The sequence below is a fragment of the Amycolatopsis vastitatis genome (genome assembly GCF_002234595.1).
Lineage (GTDB): Bacteria > Actinomycetota > Actinomycetes > Mycobacteriales > Pseudonocardiaceae > Amycolatopsis > Amycolatopsis vastitatis.
The window spans coordinates 1-17,428 of the sequence record NZ_NMUL01000069.1; the positions used below are offsets into that span (position 1 = coordinate 1).

Below are 17,428 nucleotides of genomic sequence, written 5' to 3' on the forward strand. Positions count from 1 at the left end.
CTCGTTCATGACCTCGGACGACAGGAAAGGGTCGTTCATGACCTCGGCAGCCCCCGTCAGGCTCGCTGGTGGTGGTGCAGCAGGCGGGTGAGCAGGGTGGTCAGGGTCTGCCGGTCCTCGGCCGTGAGCGGTCCGAGGAGGTCGTCCTGGGCCTGGTCGAGGGCCTCGTCCAGCCGGCGCAGCTGCCGGTCGCCCGCCTTGGTGAGGCTGACGATGTTGCGCCTGCGGTCGTCCGGATCCGGTGTCCGCTCGACGAACCCCCGCTCGGCCAGTTCGTTGATCGCCGCGACGACGTCGCTGCGGTCCATGTTGCACCGGCGGCCGAGCGCGGCCTGGCTGGCCGGCCCGAACTCGGCCAGCGCGGCGAGGATGCGGAAGTGGTACCCGCGCGCGTCCGCGGCGGCGAAGCCCTCCGAGGCCAGCCGGTGGGCGTGCACGGCCAGCTGGGTGATCAGCCAGCTCGGTTTCGCGGTCAGGCGGGCGGGGGCTTCGTCCACGGAGGCAGCCTACATCGTTGGCGCCGCCAACCGGTATCAGGCGAGCTCGGAGGAGACGACCGACGGCAGCGCGCGCAGCCGGCCGAGCAGCGGCTCGATCTCGTCGCCGGCCAGCAGGACGGCGCAGACCATGCTGCTTTCGCGGACGCCGTCCCGGATGTCGACGGAAAGCTCGTGCACGAGACGGCCGCCCTGGGCCAGCGCGCCGACGAGACCGGGGACCTCCTCGACACCGCCGACGAAGTAGGTGGCGATCCGGCGTCGCAGCAGCAGCGTGGAACGGGGAGCGGGAACGGCGAACGAAGTAGACATGGCGTGATCTCCACGGTTTCGGTGCGGGAGGGGATCGGGGCCAGGTCCCGCCGAGAAACACCGCGAAATCCGCGGTCGCCGACGCTGCGCGCCGGCGACCTGGTTCAGCCGGCGCGCCGGGTTACGAGTCGCGAGGACATCAGGCGCTGCACGGCGACAGGCTAACACGCCGCCGGCCGGTCAGCTTGCCCGGATGATCGCCAGGCCGAGCGGGGTGATCTCGTGGATCTGCGACTTGCCCGAGCGGGAGCTGGTGATCAGCCCGCTCGCCCGCAGGACCGACGCGTGCTGGCTCGCCGTCGCCGGGGAGATGCCCGTCAGCTCGGCCAGCTCGCTCGTGTTGCAGCGCGTGATCGCCGTCGTCATGAGCACCCTGGCGCGCGTGTGGCCGAGCAGGGCCGCCAGTGACGGGCCCGGCTCCGCGTCGCTGTCGAAGCGGGCGTGGCTGATCGAATAGACCAGCGCCGGGGGCAGGGCCGGGTCCTTGTACGTCGTCGGCATGCCGTGCGCGAAGAACGCCGGGATCAGCTGGAGGCCGCGGCCGTTCAGGTGCAGTTCCTGCTCGATCGGGAAGCGCACCCGCAGCACCGGCGGCGTCCACGTGATGTCCGGGTGCAGCGTCGAAAGCAGCAGCTGGGGGCCGCCGCGGTCGAGGTTCGTCCGCAGCCGGCGGCGGTCGCGGGCGACCGCGTGGCGGACCGCCGCCCAGTCGGGGGCGACGCACTGGCGGTAGTAGTCCTGCAGGGCCGTGCCGAGCCGCCGCAGTTCGCGGGGCTCGCCGTCGGCGAGGCGGCGCAGCCACGGCTGGACGCGGGTGCCCTGCGCCGTGAGCTCGGCGACGTCGGCGGCCAGCGTCGGCTCCGGGGTTTCGAGCACCGCCGAAACCCCTTCGCCGATCGTGCGGGCCCCGGCCGGGGTGAGGAAGTCGGGGCAGTAGCCGTACGGCGGGACGGCCGACATGAGCAGCCGGCCCGACTCCGGGACCGCGGAGCGTGATCCCCGGCGCCACCGGCCGAAGAGCGGCTCGCCCTCCGGCCGCCGGATCCGGTAGCTGCTCATCAGCAGTTCCCACATCGGGTCGGCGTCCTCGGCGATGGTCACCTTCGCCAGGTCGGCTTCCGTGAAGTGCACGTTCAACATCACCCTTGAGCGTAGCCCGGCCGTCCGGGCGCCCCGACGCGCCGGTGCCGGAAATTCACGGACCCGGCCGGGAATTCAGTTCGATTTGCGCGCCTTCTTCACCCTCCGCAAGGGTAAAAAGCCGTGCCGTGGCAGTTCACCCTGCGTAGCTGGTGCGTACGGGGGAAACGGCCGGTGTTCCTTGACAACACCGCGGTCGCCGGAGTTACGTCTCCGGCTGAATTCCGCGGAAAACGAACCAGAAATCGTTCTCGGGCCACCGGTACGAATCGAGCCACGCCACCGATGAAAGAAGACGAACCTCCATCCCGTCGTTCCGCCGTGTCCTGGAATCCGGGTAGCTGGCGGTTGCGCACCAAGATCTCCGTGGTGCTGTTGCTGCCCGTACTGGTCGCACTGCTGCTGGCAGGCGGACGCGTGCAGGCCGAGCTCGCCCAGGCGGGCGGCTTGAGCGCCGTGCGCGACCAAATGCCGGTCGTGCAAGGGATTTCCGAACTCGCCGGTCTCGTCGACGACGAGATGATCCACGACGGCGGAGCCGCCCAGACCGCCGCGGTCGACGCGAAAGCCGCTTCGGTCCGCCACGACGCCGCATTTTCCCAGCTCAACCTCCCGCTGTCGCGGACATTGGAAGATCAGCTCGGTAAATTGGCCGGCCTGCGCCAGCAGACCGGTTCGCAAGCGGCGAAAAGCGCCGCTTACCACGACTTCACCGTGGCGCTCAGCGAACTGATCGCCGGTGTCGTCCGGCAGGCCGGGAATACCGATCTCGACGCCGCGGCCGCCGTCGCCGAAGCATTGGTACAGCTGCGCACCGGCCTTGCCGGGCAGGAAGCGCTCGCCGGGAATCCGGCGGACGAACTGGCGACCGCGGTCGCCGAAGAAACCGTGCTGACCGGCCAGATCCGGCGGGCGCTGCCCGCCGGCGCGGCGGCGGCCCGGTTCGCCGCGGCGACCAGCCCCGGCGCCGGCGGACCCGCGGCGAAGCGCGCCGTGCTCGGCACCATCCTCGCCGAGCAGGTGAAGACGCTTTCGGACGCGGTCGGCGTGCAGACCAACCTCGCCCGTTCCGACGCGCTGCGCGACGCCGCGCTGGTACTCGCTTCCCTGCTCGGCGCCCTTGCCATCGCCCTCGCCGTGGCCCGGTCGGTGGTCGCCCCGATCCGGCGGCTGCACGCGGCCGCGCTCGACACCGCGCGACGGCGGCTGCCCGCCACGATCGAACGCATCCGGGAAGGCGACGACGTCGACTGGCGGGCGACCGCGGCGCTCCCGGTCGACTCCGAGGAGGAGATCGGGCAGCTCGCGCGCGCCTTCGACGACATGCACCGGCAGGCGGTGCGCCTGGCCGTCGGCGAGCAGGCCGAGATGCGGATCCAGGTCAGCGAGATGTTCATGACGCTGTCGCGGCGCAGCCAGTCGCTGGTTGAGCTGCAGCTGTCGGTGATCGAGGACCTCGAAGCCGACGAGCAGGACCCGCAGCGGCTGGCCGAGCTGTTCCAGATCGACCACATCGCCACCCGGCTGCGGCGCAACGGCGAGAACCTGCAGGTCCTGGCGGGCGGGCGGCCGGTGCGCCGCGACGTCGGGCCGGTCGCGACGGTCGAGCTGCTGCGGGCCGCGACGTCGGAGGTCAAGGACTACCAGCGCGTCACCCTCGGCAACGCGCCGCGGGGGTCGGTGCAGTCCGAGGCCGCGGCCGACGTCGTGCACATCCTCGCCGAGCTGCTGGAGAACGCCATCCGCTCGTCCCCGCCGGACGAGCAGGTCGTGCTCACCGCCGACCGCGGCTTCGACGGCGGCCTGCTGATCGAAGTCGTCGACGTCGGGCTCGGCATGAGCCGCGAAGACCTCGAAGCGGCGAACGCCCGGCTGGCCGCCGGGGCGGCGGTGAGCCCGGAAACCACCCGCCGGATGGGCCTGTTCGTGGTGAGCAGGCTGGCCGCCTCCCACGGGATCACCGTCCGGCTGCGGCCCACGACCACGCGGACCGCCAGCGCCGGCATCACCGCCAGCGTGCACGTCCCCGGCGTGCTGATCCTGGTCGACCTGCCGCCGCGGCCCGGGCTGCCCCCGATGACCCCGGCGGTCAACGGCACCGCCCGCCACGAGCTCGAACCGCGGTGGCCCGCCGAAGAACCCGGTCCCGCGCCGTCCGCTGTCACGGAGCACACGCCGATGCCGACGCCGATCTTCGACCAGATGCTGTCGCACTGGTTCGCCGACACCCCCGCCCAGGTGGCGCAGCCCGGGGCCTGGGCGACTCCCGCCGACCCGGTCCGGCAGGCCGCGGAAGCCGCGATCGGCACCCTGGACGACGTCGAGTTCACCGACTCGGGGCTGCCGACCCGGCAGCCGGGCGCGCAGCTCGCGCCGGGCTCGGTGACCCCGCGGCAGCCGAAGCCGGCCGACCCGTCCTTCCGCGATCCCGCCGCCGTGCGGAACAACCTTTCCCGGCACTACAGCGGCATGCGCGCGGCCCGGCACCGGGTCGCGGCCGATCCGAAGGCGGAGCAGTGATGAGCACCCGGCAGGAAGGAACGGAAGTGGTCGACCAGTCCCGGAACTGGCTGGTGTCGGCGTTCACGCAGGAGGTACCCGGCGTCGCGCACGCGGCGCTCGTCTCGGCGGACGGGCTGCTCGTGGCGGCGAACGAAACCCTGCCGCGCGACCGGGCCGACCAGCTCTCGGCGATCGCGTCCGGCCTCGCGAGCCTCGCGCTCGGCACGGCGGACCTGTTCACCGCGGGCCGGGTCGTGCAGTCGGTGATCGAGATGGAGCAGGGCTTCCTCATGCTGATGAACGTCGGCGACGGCTCGAACCTGGTGGTGCTGGCCAACCCGGGCTGCGACATCGGGCTGGTGGGGTACGAGATGACGTTGCTCGTCGACCGGGTCGGGAAGATGGTCGAGACCCCGGCCAGGCCCGCGGCCACGCCGGGGGCGGCCCGGTGACGGAAGGCCGGCGACGCGAGGGCGGGCGGCACGCGGCGTCGCTGGCCCGCCCGTACGCGTGGACCGCCGGTCGCACCCGGCCGACGGTCGACCTGGCGGTGGAAGCCCTCGTGGAGACGACGGCGGAGGGCCGCACCGCGCCCTACAGCCCGACCAACCCCCTGGCCGTGGTCACCCAGCTGTGCCTGCACCAGCGGTCGGTGGCCGAGGTCGCGGCCCACCTGGGCGTGCCGCTGGGCGTGGCCAGGGTGCTCATCGGCGACCTGCTCTTCGCCGGCCAGGTGTCGATCCGCGACACGCTCACCGCGGACGCCTCCTGGGACGAACGGAACGACCTGCTCGAAAGGGTCCTCAGTGGACTACGTGCGCTCTGACAAAAGGATCACCTCGGCGAAGATCGTCGTGGCCGGCGGATTCGGGGCAGGCAAGACGACCTTCGTCGGTGCCGTCTCGGAGATCAACCCGCTGCGGACCGAAGCCCTGATGACGACGGCGGCCGTCGGCGTGGACCGGACCGAGGCGGTGCCGGGGAAGTTCTCCACCACGGTCGCGATGGACTTCGGCAGGCTCACCCTCGCCGACGACCTGGTGCTCTACGTGTTCGGCACGCCCGGCCAGCACCGGTTCTGGTTCATGTGGGACGACCTGGTCTGCGGCGCGGTGGCGGCGATCGTCCTGGTCGACACGCGCCGCCTGGCGGACTGCTTCGCGCCGATCGACTTCTTCGAGTCGCGCGGCCTGCCGTTCCTCGTGGCCATCAACCAGTTCCAGGACACCCACCAGCACGCACCCGACCAGGTGCGCGAAGCCCTCAAGATCCCGGCGGCGGTGCAGATCATCACCTGCGACGCGCGGTCGCCGGACTCGACGAAGCAGACCCTCATCGCCGCGGCCGAGCACGCGCTCGCCGAGCTGCACGCGCCCCAGCAACGGAAAGCCTGACAGGAGCCGGAGAAAATGCCCATGGACCACGAAGACTTCGCGATGGGCAACTGGCTCGTCGTGCTCGCCTACCTCACCTCGGTGGTGGGGTGCGCCCTCGGGCTCGCCTGCACGCTGCAGGCGCGCTCCACCGACAGCCCGCGGGCCCGGCTGACCTGGCTGGTGCTCGCGGCCGTGTCGATCGGCGGCGTCGGCATCTGGGTCATGCACTTCATCGCGATGCTCGGCTTTTCGACGCCCGGGATGCCGGTGCGGTACGACATCCTGCGCACGACGCTGTCGGCGATCCTGTCGGTGGTGGCGGTGTTCTGCGGGCTGCTGGTGTTCGGCGTCCGCAACCGGTTCGCCTGGAAGCGGCTGCTGCTCGGCGGGCTGCTCACCGGGCTCGCGGTGAACGTCATGCACTACACCGGGATGTGGGCGGTGCAGGTCAAGGGCACGATCGGGTACGACCCGACGCTGGTGGCGCTTTCGGTGGTCATCGCCGTCGTCGCGGCGACGGCGGCGCTGTGGTTCACGGTCGGGCTGGACAAGCTCCTGCCGCGGCTGGCGGCGGGCCTGGTGATGGGGGCGGCGGTGTCGGGCATGCACTACACGGGCATGGCGGCGGTGCGCCTGCACCTGGACCCGGCGGCGCCGGACCCGTCCGGCACCGAGGTGTTCTCGTTCCTGTTCCCGGTGTTCGTGCTGGCGGCACTGGCGATGGCGGTGCCGATCTGCGCGGTCCTGATGGCCACGTCCAGTTCGGAGGCGCCCCGGCACACGACGGTCGCCCCCTAGTCCTTTGTGGACACGGGGAACCGGTCGGCGCTGAAGTGCACGAGGATCGCCGTCGCGCTCGCGCAGACGACGTCGCCCGCTTTCAACGTCCCGGCGGCGTGGAGCTTGCGGCCGTCCCGGCGCACGAGCCACCCTTCCGCGGTGAGCGGCACGGCGTACGGCGTCCCCTGGTGGTAGTCGACCGTCAGGGACGCCGTCATGCCGGGAAAGCCGGCCGCCGCGGTCGCGCGGCCCAGGACGTGGTCGAGGACCGCGGCCACCCAGCCGCCGTGCACGCGGCCGGGCGGTCCTTCGTGCGCGGCGCCGAGGAGGACTTCGGCGCACACCGAGTCCGGCCCGACGTCCACCCACGACAACGGTGGCGCCAGCGGGTTCCCGGGCCCTTCGAGCGGGTTGTTGATGCTCAGGTGGCCCCCGCCTTCGAGGGCTGCGAGCAGCAAGGGGTTCGCGCCACCGGCCGCGCGCAGGGCGGCGGTGACGGCCTCGACCCGGCGTGCCGCGGCGGCGAGGTCGGCCTCGTCGTCGCGCACGCACACGGAAGCCTCGATCAGCTCGCGGATCCGGGAGCCGAGCAGCGCGCGGCCTTCCGGCACGCCGTCGACGACGGGAAACGGATTTTCGGGCATCGCGCTCCCTGGAGCCGGAACTAGAACACGTTTCACTCTAGCAGTGTCACCAGGTCGGACGGGCGCTGACGCCGCCGTCGACGACCAGGTCGTGGCCGGTGATCCAGGACGCCAGCGGGGAGGCCAGGAAGACGCACGCGTTGCCGATGTCGGCGGGCGTCCCCAGCCGGCCCAGCGGTGCGGCGCGGTGCCAGCGCGCGACGCCGTCGGGCCACTCCTGCTCCAGGCCCGCGCGCGAAACCAGCCCGGGGGACACCGTGTTGACGCGGATGCCGCGCGGCCCGTACTCCAGCGCCGCGCCGCGCGCGTGCATCACCAGCGCCGCCTTGGCCGCGCTGTAGTGGACGTGCCCCGGCGCGGGCTGCCGGGCCTCGATCGACGCGATGTGCGTGACGCTGCCGCCGTCGCGCATGCGCCGGGCCGCGGCCTGAGTGCAGGAGAACGCGCTGGTCAGCGTCGCGTCCAACATCGACTGCCAGCGCTGGGCCGTCAGGTCCGCGAGGGCTTCGACCGGCTGGACGCCGGCGTTGTTCACCAGCGCGTCGAGCCGGCCGCCCCAGTCCGCGACGGCGTCGAGCAGGGCGTGGCAGGCCCGCTCGTCGGTGAGTTCGGCGGCGAACGCGCGGGCCCGGCCGCCCGCGGCTTCGATCGCCGCCACGACGTCGTCGGCGGCGCCCGGGCGGCGGTGGTGCACGGCCACCGCGCTGCCCGCTTCGGCGAACCGGAGCGCGATCCCCCGGCCGATACCGCCGGAAGCGCCGGTCACGCAGGTGATCGTGCCGGACAGGTCGGGCAGGCCGGGGGCGGAGGTCACCGGCCGATCGTAGATCCGCACCCCCGGTCCGTCGTACCTTGTGGGGCATGGCCGAAACCCGGAAGTTCGCCGGACTGCTGCAGACCCAGATCCGCCACGAGTTCACCGCCGCCCAGCAGTACATCGCGCTGGCCGTCTGGTTCGACGCCCGTGACCTGCCACGGCTGGCCAAGCGCTTCTACCGGCAGGCGATCGAGGAACGGAACCACGCGCTCGCGATGGTGCGCTACCTGCTCGACCGCGACCAGCCGGTGGCCATCCCGGGCACCGGCGACGTCCGGAACGACTTTTCGAGCGTGCACGAAGCGATCGAGCTGGCCTTGGCGCAGGAGCGGGCGGTCACCGCCGACATCGAGGCGATGGCGAAGGCCGCGCGGGCCGAGGAGGACTACCTCGGTGAGCAGTTCGTGGCCTGGTTCCTCAAGGAGCAGGTCGAAGAGGTGGCGCAGATGTCCACGCTGCTCACCGTGGTCGAGCGCGCCGGCGGCAACCTGTTCGAGGTCGAGAACCACCTGTTCCGCGAGTCGGCCACGGCGGTCGAGGACGCCCCGGACATGCCGGCGGTCGCGGGCGGCAAGCTCTGACAGTGGCCGGGCGGCGCGCCCGGCCACTTGATCTTGTCAATTGATCGGTGCTTCACCTGTTCGCGCGGTCTTGCCGCGAGATCGGGTGGTCCGGTCGCGAGCCGGCTTCGGCCGGGTTTCGGACGTGCAACCATTTGCCGTCGGTGGCCGGTCCTGGGCCGCTGAGCCTAGCGCGATACGGCCGTTCGGCGTAACGGTGGAGCCCTCGCCGGCGACGGGGCCGGCGGAAGGTGGCAGCGATGGCGGAGCGGTTCGACTTCACCCTCGACCCGGTCGAAGCGGACGTCCTCGGCCAAGCCCTCGGCGTGCCCGCGCGGATCTTCCCGTTCCGGTTCCGGCCGGTGCCGGGGGATCCCCGGCGGCTGTCCGCGCTGGCGGACGACGTCGAGGCGGCGCTCGCCGGACGGCGGCTGTCCGTACGTGGCCGGCTCAACCGCGGCCTGCGCACGGCGTTCGCCCTGTTCGGCGGGCACCGGGTGCTGGTCGCCATCGCCGGGATCGACGGGCTCGGCGAAACCATCGCGGTGGCCGGGCTGACCGACGGCGCCCAGGCCCTCGGCATCACGCAGCTCGCGGCGGACGACCGGCTGGAATTTTCGCTCTTCTCGGACGAGGAGTTCGTCGAGGTGCTGGCCGGGGTGCTGCCCGCGGTGGACGGCGCGGGCGGCCCGGCCGTGTCCGTCGAGCGGCCCGCCGACGCCGAGATGTCGGCGATGCGGCGGCGTCGCCTCGCTGAAGCCGAGCACGACCACGAGGAAACCCGCGCCTTCGACACCCTCGACGTGGGACCCCGGCTCGGTCCCGGCGGTCCGGAACCGGAAGCGCCCGACGAACTCGCCGAGGTGCTGGCGGGTCCCCGGTTCGGCGGCGGGCAGATCGTGGTGACCGGCCGGGACCGCACCGGGCGCCGGGTGGCCGCCCCCACGCTGGGTTGGGTGGACACGGCGGCGGGCCGGTACCTGGTGCACGCGGCCGCCGGGCCGAACGGTGCCGTGTCGGCACGCTACGAGCCCGCCGGCCGCGACGTCGTGGCCGGCGCGATCGGACGGGCGGTGTCCCATGTCTACTGACGGCGGTTTCGCGGTCGGCCCCCAGGTCGGCGCCCAGCTGGTGGCGGCGCTCGACGCCGTCGCCGCGACCCTGGACGCGGAAGCGGGCCGGTGGGCGGTGCTCGGCGGGCCGCCGCGCCTCGGGGCGACCCCGGCCGGCCGGTTCGTCGCCGCCCGGATGGCCGCGACCGCGACGGACGACCGCGGCCTGCTCACCCGGCTCGAGCGGGCCCGGACCGCGTTCCCCCAGTACGTCGAGGCGATCGAGACGGCGGCGAAGAACTACGCCGGCCGGGAGGCCGCGACGCGCGACACGATCGGCCGCCTCCACCCCGGGGCCTGAGCGTCGAGGAGCGCACGTGTCGAGAGAACCGGACACCTGGTACGCCGGGTTCCAGCGCGCCCTCCGGCAGGTTCCCGAAACCGCTTCGGCGGGCGGGGACCTGGAGCTGCGGCCGTCCGCCGGGGTGCCGGCGACGGTGTGGGAGAACGTCTCCCACGAACAGATGATGACCGAGATCTCGACGGACGCGAACCCGGCCGCGGTCGCCGAGTCGGCGCAGGAGTGGCTCCGCATCGGCGACGAGCTGCTGCTGCACGAGCGGGCGCTGGCCCGCGCGGTCGAGGACAGCCGCGGTGACTGGCGGGGTGCGGGCGGCGACGCCGTCCGCCGTCACCTGACGGCGGTCGGGCACTGGCTCGCCACCACCGGCCGCGGCGCGCTGTTCGCCGGGCGGCAGCAGCAGCTCCACGCGCAGGCGCTGGAGGAAGCGCGCAAGCGCATGGCGGCCAACCCGCCGGTCGAGTTCTCGGCGGAAGCGGCGAACGCGCGGCTGCAGGGCATCACCGACCCGGTCGAGTACGCCCGCCGGCTGGGCGAGGACACGCGGGCCCGCCAAGCGCAGGAAGCCGCGCACGCCGAGGCGGTGCGGATCATGACGGAGTACGACCGGACGCTGGCCCAGGCCGTGGCGACGCCGTTCTTCGCCGCGCCGCCGGACCTGCCCGGCGTTTCGGTCTCAAGTGGACAGACGATGGGTCTTCCCGGTGCGGTGCCGTCGGATTCCGTGGTGGCCGCGGAGGTTCCCGGCCGGGTGCCGCCCGGTTCGCGGGTGGATTCGCCGGTGGCGAGCGGGGTGGATTCGGTGGGGGTGGGTGGTGCCGGTGGGGTGCCGCCTGCCCGCCCGCCGGAGCAGGTGGTGGCGGCTGGGGTGGTGCCGGGCTCGCCGGTGGTGGGTGGGGTTTCGGGTTTCCGGTCGCCGGATTCGGAGGCCGCCCGCGGGGTTCCGCCTTTCCCGCAGCCGGATTCGCCGGTGGTGGGCGGAGTTCCGCGTGGCCGTCCGCCGGAGCGGGTGGTGGCGGCTGGGGTGGCGCCGGAATCGCCGGTGGCCGGTGGGGTTCCGCCGTTGCCGCAGCCGGATTCGCCCGTGGTGGGCGGGGCTCGGCCGGGGTCGCCGGTGGCGGGTGCGGCACGGTCGGATTTGCCCGTGGTGGGTGGGGTTCCGCCTTTCCCGCAGCCGGACTCGACGGCCGTGAGCGGGGCCCGCTGGGTTCCGCCGTTCCCGACGGATCCGGTCGGCGCGGGCGGAGTTCCCCCGCTCCCGCCGCCGGATCCGGCCGCGGTGAGCGGGACCGCCGGTCCCGGGCCGGTGCCTCCGGGTGGCGTCCGCGGTGGCCGGCGCCGCGACGACATCGTGCGTTCCGGGGGACCGCGAGTTCCCGAACTGCCCGAGGCGGCGCACCGCGACGATGCGCCGGGGCCGAGCAGTCCGCGCCGCGACGATGTCTTGCCGCCCGGTGCCGGGACACCGGAGCGGTCCGGGGCAGCCCTGAACAGCGGCCCCGCCCCCGACGTGCCGCGGCCCCCGGCCGGTCAGCAGGGCACCCCGGGCACGCCAGGCGCGCCGGCCGGTGTCCCGCGGGCGGGCGGCAAGCCGGCCGAGGACGAAGAACACCGCGTCGCGGACTACCTCGAAGCGGATCCGGAGCTCTTCGCCGCCGAACAGCCGGTCGTCCCGCCCACCCTCGGCGACTGGAAGAAGAACAAGAACTGGAGGAAGAAGCCGTGACGGGATTCGGAGTCGCCGCGGACGAGCTCACCGTCCACGCCGGACACCTCGACGCGCTCGACGCGCGGATCGCCGCGCTGACCGCCATGGCCGCCGCTTCGTCGATGCCGGGCAACGCCTACGGCTTGCTCTGCGCGTTCCTCCCGCCGATCGTGAACCCGGTGGAGGAAAAGGGAAAGGACGCCTTGGCGGCGACGGCCTCGGCCGTGCGCACCACGGCGGCCAACGTGCGCACCGCGGCCGGGAACTACGAGCAGCGCGAAGACGCCTCCGCCCAGCCCTTCGACGACTACCTCGCCTGAGAGGAACCACCATGACCGGCGTGATGGCGATGAGCGGGAGCCCCGACGAAGCGCGGGCGCACCTCGACCAGTGGGCGGCCGGCCTCAGCGCGAAGGCCGAGAAGTACGAATCGGTGGCCCGGCGGACCGGGGACCTGCGCCTGAGCGCGACCAGCGTGTCGGACTTCGTGCGGGTGACCGTCCGGGCCGACGGCAGCGTCACCGACCTCGAGTTCGGGCCCAAGGCGCGCACCGTCCCGATGCCCGAGCTGGCCGCGCTGATCCTCGGCACCATGCGCCGGGCGCAGGCCGGGATCGCCGGGCGGGTCGGCGAGGTGCTGGCCGCCGAACTCGGCGACGACGACCCGCAAACCCGCGAGCTGATGCTGGCCGACCTGCGCGGCCGGTTCCCCGATCCCGGCGACGAACCGCCGGAGCCCGAAAGCGGCGACGAAGCCGCCGCCCAAGACGACGAGCCGTGGTGATCCGGACGTGACCGACCCCGCGTTCACCGGCGCCTCGCTGCTGGAATCCGCCGACGACCTGAAGTCCGCCATCGACAGCGGAGACTGGGCCGCCGGCGCCCTCGCCGCCACCAGCGCCGGCCTCGACGCGCTCGGCGCGGTGATGGACCCCTTCGGCACGATCCTCGCCCAAGGGGTCGGCTGGCTGATGGAGCACGTCGGCCCGCTGAAGGAGGCTCTGGACGCGCTCGCCGGCGACCCGGGCCAGATCTCCGCGCACGCCGAGACGTGGCAGGCCGTCGGCGCCCAGCTGGCGGAGATCGGGACCGACCTGACCGCGATGGCCGCCGCCGACACGCCGAACTGGACCGGGCCGGCGGCCGACGCCTACCACGAACGGACCGCGGACACCGCGAAGCTGCTCCTGGCTTCGCAGAACGCCGCCGAGGGGGCGGCGGGCGGGGTGCGGGCCGCGGGCGAACTGGTGGCGGCGGTCCGGGGGCTGGTCCGCGACATCATCGCCGAGCTGGTCGGCCGGCTGGTCAGCTGGGCGCTGCAGGCCCTCGCCACCCTGGGCATCGGGCTGACCTGGGTGGTGCCGCAGGTGGTCCGCGCCGTCGCCTCGACCGGCGCGAAGATCGCGAGCGTCACCGGCCGGGTGGTCGACGCGCTGGGCAAGCTGATCCCGCTGCTGAAGCGGGCGGGCGACGTCTTCGGCGACGCTTCCACGGCCCTGCGGCACGTCGACGCCGGATCGGTCACACCCGCGCACGCGGCCGGGGACCTGCCGCCGAGGCCACGGGCCGCCGAGACGCTGCCCGGAGACGGCGGCTCGACCACGCCGTCCCACACCGGCGAAGCTCTGCCGGACACTCCCGCCACCACACCGAAACCGTCCACTCCGGACACTCCAGCCACCACGCCGTCGGGAACGCGGCCGTTGAGCGACCGCGGCAACCCCGCCGAACACGACGTCCCGGTGAAGGACCGCACCCTCTGCGCCGACCCGATCGACGTCGCCACCGGCTGGGTCGTCCTGACCCAGGACGACGCCCACTTCGCCGGTGCCCTGCCGCTCGTCGTGTCACGCACCCACATCTCGTCGTACCGCTACGGCCGCCTCTTCGGGCCGTCCTGGGCTTCGACGCTCGACCAGCGCCTGGAAGCCGGGCCCGGCGGACTGCACCTGGCCCTGGCCGACGGCACGCTGCTGACCTTCCCGGTGCCGTCAGGCGACGCCCTCGTGGTCCCGGATACCGGCCCGCGGCTGCGGCTGTGGCGGGACGGCACCGGGTACGCCGTCGGCGATCCGGACACCGAACGGCTGCTGTTCTTCGCAGAAGACGGCCGGTTGCGCGCGCTCGGCGACGGGGACGGCAACCACGTCGTGATCGGCTACGACGACGCCGGCCTGCCCGCCGAACTGCGGCACTCCGGTGGCTACCGGCTGCTCGTCGAGACCGGGGACGGCCTGGTGACCGCCCTCCGCCTGCCCGGCGCGGACACCCCGCTGGCCCGCTACGCCTACGACGCGCGGCGGCGGCTCACCGAGGTCGTCGACGATCGCGGCGTCCCGACGACGTTCACCTACGACACCGACGGCCGGATCGTCCGCTGGGAGGACTGCGCCGGCCGCTGGTACCGCTACGGCTTCGACGCCGAAGGCCGGTGCGTCCGCACCGAAAGCGACGGCGGCCACCTCGACTGCGCCCTGGAATACGAAAACCGCGTCACCCGGCTCACGAACTCCCTCGGCGCGACCACGACCTACCGGCTCGACGAACGCCTGCGCGTGATCGCCGAAACCGGTCCGCTCGGCCATACGTCCACAGTGGACCTCGACGAGCACGGCCGGGTCCGGGGCCGCACCGATCCGCTCGGCCGCACCACGACGTACGAACTCGACGACGCGGGCAACGTCGTGCGCGTGACCAGGCCGGACGGCGGTGTCGCGGTCGCCGAGTACGACGAGCGCGGCCGTCCGGTGCTGCGGATGGGGCCCGACGGCGAGGTCTGGCGGCGGGAGTACGACCCGCGCGGCAAGCTCGTGCGCACCATCGACCCGCTGGGCGCGGTCACCGAGTACGGGTACGACGACGCGGGCGGCATCGCCACCGTCACCGACGCGCTCGGCGGGGTCACCCGGTTCGAGAACAACGCGGCGGGGCTGCCGGTCGCGGTCACCGACCCGCTCGGCGCCGTCACCCGCTACGAGTACGACGCCTTCGGCCGCGTCACCACGGTGGTCACCCCGCTCGGCGCCGTGACCAGGCTGCGCTGGGCGCCCGGCGGGGACCTGCGGGAGCGGATCGACCCGGACGGCGCCACCTGGCGCTGGTCCGACGCCGCTTCGGGCACCGCCGAGGACGCCGTCGACGCGCGGGGCCTGGTCAGCCGGACCGAGTTCGGCCCGTTCGACCTGCCGGTCGCCGAGACGGGACCGGACGGGCACCGGCTCGAGTACGCCTACGACACCGAACTGCGGCTCGTCGCGGTGACCGACGAGCAAGGGCTCGTGTGGCGCTACACCTACGACGCCGCCGGGAACGCGATCGAGGAGACCGACTTCAACGGCCGCACCACGCGCTACGGCTACGACGCCGCGGGGCAGCTCGTCCGGATCGACCGGGCCGACGGCGGGACCATCCTGCTCGAACGCGACGTCCTCGGCCGGATCGTCACCCGCCGCGCGGGCCCCGACGTGGCCGTCTTCGCCTACGACAGCGCGGACCGGATGATCTCCGCACGCAACGACGTCGCCGAGGTCCGCTTCGACCACGACCCGCTCGGCCGGGTGGTGGCGGAGTCCGTCAACGGCCGCGTGGTGCACTCGGAGTACGACGCCCTCGGACGCCGGACCGTCCGGCGGACACCCGCGGGCGGGCACGCCGTCTTCACCTACGACGCGGCGGGGCGGCCGGTGGCGCTGCGCACCGGCTCCCGGGAGCTGCGCTTCGGCTACGACCGGGGCGGGCGGGAAGTGTCCCGGCGCCTCGGGCACGCGAAGCTGCGGCAGTGGTGGGATCCCCAGGACCGGCTGATCGGGCAGGCGGTCGTCGCCGGCGAGCGGACCACCCAGCGGCGCGAGTACGCCTACCTGCCCGACGGGCACCTCGCCGCGGTCTCGGACGCGCTGTCCGGCCCGCGGACCCTGTCCGTCGACGCCGCCGGGCGGGTGTCCTCGGTGACCGGGCCCGCGTGGCAGGAGGAGTACGCCTACAGCGCGTCCGGCGCCATCACGCACGCGAATGGCGGGCCGCGCCGGTACGAGGGCACGCTGCTGACCGCCGCCGGCGACACGGTTTACCGGCACGACGCCCTCGGCCGCACGGTCGAGCGGCAGCGGCACGGCCGGACCTGGCGCTACCACTGGAACTCCGACGACCGGCTCACCACGGTCGGCACCCCGGACGGCGACCGGTGGGTCTACCACTACGACGCGCTCGGGCGCCGGATCGCGAAGCTGCGGTTCGACCGCGGCGGTCGGCTCGCCGAGCGGATCGGGTTCACCTGGGACGGCACCGACCTGGCCGAGGAAAACCACGCCGGGCTGACCGTCGGGTGGGACACCGAACCGGGTGCCGGACGGCCGATCGCGCAGACCGAGCGCCGGCGCACCGGCGAGCGGTTCCACGCGGTCGTCACCGACCTGGTCGGCACGCCGTCCGAGCTCGTCGACGAGGCGGGCGACGTCGCCTGGCACCCGCGCGCCACGCTGTGGGGCCAGGTCGCCGACGAGCCGGCGCGGGCCTGGACGCCGCTGCGGTTCCCCGGCCAGTACCACGACCGGGAAACCGGGCTGCACTACAACTTCCACCGCTACTACGACCCGGAAACCGGCCGCTACCTGAGCCACGACCCGCTCGGCCTCGGCCCGGCGCCGGACTCGCTGGCCTACGTGGCCAACCCGACCCACCGGATCGACCCCCTCGGCCTCACCGGCGTCACGCCGTGCCAGGCGAGCGGAAGCGGGGGCGGCAAACGGCCGCCGGGCAGCAATCCGGGGCTGCTGCCGGGTTCGTCGGGGCCACAGCCGCCGAAGCGGGCCAAGACCAGCTACGACGACGGCACCCACGGCGCGAAGGGCCGCGAGCAGAAGCGGCTCACGGACCTGTTCGACAACCGGCTGAAGGCGCCGGGCGGACCGGCGAAGGGCAAGGTCAGCGGCGACACCCACCAGTCGGAGCACCCGATCGGCTACGAGGTGCTCGGCCGCGGCAGCGACGCCAAGCGCGGGGCGGGGGAGCAGCAGAAACTGCTGGAGAACCACGCCCCGGCGTACCAGGAGGAACTGCGGTCGCACCGGGAGCACATCGGCACGGGCACCAGTTCCCGCACGGCGCCGTCCGGGTTCACCGCCCAGTCCTACCGCGACTCGCAGCGCAACGCCCTGGAAGCGGGCGACCCGAACACGGCCCTGCAGCTCAACCAGCTCGACTACGCCCACCAGCCGACGTTCCACGGCAAGACGGGCACGCTCGAGGGGGACATCGCGGACAACTCGTTCCACCACATGGTCGACAAGTCGGTGGGCAAGGGCGTCACGTACGCGACGGGCAAGGGCGTCAACGAAACCACCCCGCCGCTGAGCACGCACGACGCGCGGGAGCTCCACGCGGCGCGCGACGCCGCGCGCACCGGGCGGTTCCCGGATCACCAGTCGTACGAGGAAGAACTCGAGGACATCCACCTGCGTACCTACCGCGACCCGACGCCGAAGGACTGGGAGGCGTTGGAACGCGGCGGCTACGAGAAGCCGGTCCACGACTCCGACGACGACTGATTCTCCGGCGGCGGGATTGCGCTGCGTAGCCGACCGTTGTCAGCGAGCGGCATGCGGGTTTAAGCTGTGGCCAACAAACGAATGTTATCGCTAACAGGATAGCGAAAGTTTCGAGAATTCGTCGAATTTCGGA

Annotated in this window: 17 protein-coding genes; 12 read left to right on the forward strand and 5 right to left on the reverse strand. The window is 73.3% G+C overall.

What is annotated here, in order from left to right:
• Positions 1-56: 56 nt before the first annotated feature.
• From CF165_RS45345 to CF165_RS45355, 3 genes are all read right to left on the reverse strand, one after another.
• Positions 57-497: a MarR family winged helix-turn-helix transcriptional regulator gene (locus CF165_RS45345; protein WP_093953813.1), complete on the reverse strand. Its 441-nt coding sequence runs from the start codon at positions 495-497 to the stop codon at positions 57-59.
• A gap of 36 nt (positions 498-533) precedes the next feature.
• The gene (locus tag CF165_RS45350) at positions 534-809 is read right to left on the reverse strand and encodes a hypothetical protein (protein WP_093953814.1); all 276 of its coding nucleotides are present in this window, start codon (positions 807-809) and stop codon (positions 534-536) included.
• Between the two features lie 180 nt (positions 810-989).
• Positions 990-1,949, reverse strand: coding sequence for an ArsR/SmtB family transcription factor (locus CF165_RS45355; protein WP_093953815.1), 960 nt, complete (start codon positions 1,947-1,949; stop codon positions 990-992).
• 348 nt (positions 1,950-2,297) lie between these two features.
• Between CF165_RS45355 and CF165_RS45360 the strand changes: the two genes are divergently transcribed.
• From CF165_RS45360 to CF165_RS45380, 5 genes are read left to right on the forward strand one after another with little or no spacing between them, the layout of a single operon-like run.
• Entirely contained in the window at positions 2,298-4,469 is a 2,172-nt protein-coding gene (locus CF165_RS45360; protein WP_093953816.1) for a HAMP domain-containing sensor histidine kinase, read from the forward strand.
• Positions 4,469-4,903 (forward strand): roadblock/LC7 domain-containing protein, encoded by a 435-nt coding sequence (locus CF165_RS45365; RefSeq protein WP_020640722.1) that lies wholly within the window; start codon positions 4,469-4,471, stop codon positions 4,901-4,903. The genes CF165_RS45360 and CF165_RS45365 overlap by 1 nt, the downstream gene beginning before the upstream one ends.
• Positions 4,900-5,277, forward strand: a complete 378-nt coding sequence (locus CF165_RS45370; RefSeq protein WP_093953817.1) for a DUF742 domain-containing protein — start codon at positions 4,900-4,902, stop codon at positions 5,275-5,277. The genes CF165_RS45365 and CF165_RS45370 overlap by 4 nt, the downstream gene beginning before the upstream one ends.
• Positions 5,258-5,845, forward strand: coding sequence for a GTP-binding protein (locus CF165_RS45375; RefSeq protein ID WP_167441764.1), 588 nt, complete (start codon positions 5,258-5,260; stop codon positions 5,843-5,845). Before CF165_RS45370 ends, CF165_RS45375 begins: the two co-directional genes overlap by 20 nt.
• A gap of 21 nt (positions 5,846-5,866) precedes the next feature.
• Complete coding sequence (locus CF165_RS45380; RefSeq protein ID WP_167441765.1) at positions 5,867-6,625, forward strand: MHYT domain-containing protein; 759 nt, start codon at positions 5,867-5,869, stop codon at positions 6,623-6,625.
• On the opposite strand, the gene CF165_RS45385 is transcribed toward CF165_RS45380, so the two are convergent.
• A complete protein-coding gene (locus tag CF165_RS45385; RefSeq protein WP_093953819.1) occupies positions 6,622-7,251 on the reverse strand; it encodes a PaaI family thioesterase in 630 nt (209 codons plus the stop codon). The two genes, CF165_RS45380 and CF165_RS45385, sit on opposite strands and share 4 nt — an antisense overlap.
• A gap of 46 nt (positions 7,252-7,297) precedes the next feature.
• On the reverse strand, positions 7,298-8,065 hold the full coding sequence (locus CF165_RS45390; RefSeq protein WP_093953882.1) for an SDR family NAD(P)-dependent oxidoreductase: 768 nt from the start codon (positions 8,063-8,065) through the stop codon (positions 7,298-7,300).
• Between the two features lie 47 nt (positions 8,066-8,112).
• Here CF165_RS45390 and CF165_RS45395 point away from each other — a divergent pair, with 47 nt between their 5' ends.
• From CF165_RS45395 to CF165_RS45425, 7 genes are all read left to right on the forward strand, one after another.
• Positions 8,113-8,649, forward strand: coding sequence for a ferritin (locus tag CF165_RS45395; RefSeq protein ID WP_093953820.1), 537 nt, complete (start codon positions 8,113-8,115; stop codon positions 8,647-8,649).
• Positions 8,650-8,888: 239 nt separating this feature from the next.
• On the forward strand, positions 8,889-9,719 hold the full coding sequence (locus CF165_RS45400; RefSeq protein WP_093953821.1) for an ESX secretion-associated protein EspG: 831 nt from the start codon (positions 8,889-8,891) through the stop codon (positions 9,717-9,719).
• Positions 9,709-10,041: a hypothetical protein gene (locus CF165_RS45405; RefSeq protein WP_093953822.1), complete on the forward strand. Its 333-nt coding sequence runs from the start codon at positions 9,709-9,711 to the stop codon at positions 10,039-10,041. Before CF165_RS45400 ends, CF165_RS45405 begins: the two co-directional genes overlap by 11 nt.
• Positions 10,042-10,057: 16 nt before the next feature.
• Complete coding sequence (locus CF165_RS53590) at positions 10,058-11,767, forward strand: hypothetical protein (protein ID WP_093953823.1); 1,710 nt, start codon at positions 10,058-10,060, stop codon at positions 11,765-11,767.
• Positions 11,764-12,069 (forward strand): type VII secretion target, encoded by a 306-nt coding sequence (locus CF165_RS45415; RefSeq protein ID WP_093953824.1) that lies wholly within the window; start codon positions 11,764-11,766, stop codon positions 12,067-12,069. The genes CF165_RS53590 and CF165_RS45415 overlap by 4 nt, the downstream gene beginning before the upstream one ends.
• Before the next feature lie 11 nt (positions 12,070-12,080).
• Positions 12,081-12,533 carry a YbaB/EbfC family nucleoid-associated protein gene (locus CF165_RS45420; RefSeq protein WP_093953825.1) on the forward strand — a complete coding sequence of 151 codons (453 nt, stop codon included), beginning with the start codon at positions 12,081-12,083 and terminating at the stop codon, positions 12,531-12,533.
• Positions 12,534-12,540: 7 nt separating this feature from the next.
• Entirely contained in the window at positions 12,541-17,295 is a 4,755-nt protein-coding gene (locus tag CF165_RS45425) for an RHS repeat-associated core domain-containing protein (RefSeq protein ID WP_093953826.1), read from the forward strand.
• The last annotated feature ends 133 nt before the right edge of the window (positions 17,296-17,428 follow it).

Excerpts from the sequence above, each read along its gene's own strand:
- CF165_RS45350 (WP_093953814.1), bottom strand. The coding sequence starts at position 809 with ATGTCTACTTCGTTCGCCGTTCCCGCTCCCCGTTCCACGCTGCTGCTG.
- CF165_RS45355 (WP_093953815.1), bottom strand. The coding sequence starts at position 1,949 with ATGTTGAACGTGCACTTCACGGAAGCCGACCTGGCGAAGGTGACCATC.
- CF165_RS45365 (WP_020640722.1), top strand. The coding sequence starts at position 4,469 with ATGAGCACCCGGCAGGAAGGAACGGAAGTGGTCGACCAGTCCCGGAAC.
- CF165_RS45380 (WP_167441765.1), top strand. The coding sequence starts at position 5,867 with ATGGACCACGAAGACTTCGCGATGGGCAACTGGCTCGTCGTGCTCGCC.
- CF165_RS45385 (WP_093953819.1), bottom strand. The coding sequence starts at position 7,251 with ATGCCCGAAAATCCGTTTCCCGTCGTCGACGGCGTGCCGGAAGGCCGC.
- CF165_RS45395 (WP_093953820.1), top strand. The coding sequence starts at position 8,113 with ATGGCCGAAACCCGGAAGTTCGCCGGACTGCTGCAGACCCAGATCCGC.
- CF165_RS45400 (WP_093953821.1), top strand. The coding sequence starts at position 8,889 with ATGGCGGAGCGGTTCGACTTCACCCTCGACCCGGTCGAAGCGGACGTC.
- CF165_RS45405 (WP_093953822.1), top strand. The coding sequence starts at position 9,709 with ATGTCTACTGACGGCGGTTTCGCGGTCGGCCCCCAGGTCGGCGCCCAG.
- CF165_RS45420 (WP_093953825.1), top strand. The coding sequence starts at position 12,081 with ATGACCGGCGTGATGGCGATGAGCGGGAGCCCCGACGAAGCGCGGGCG.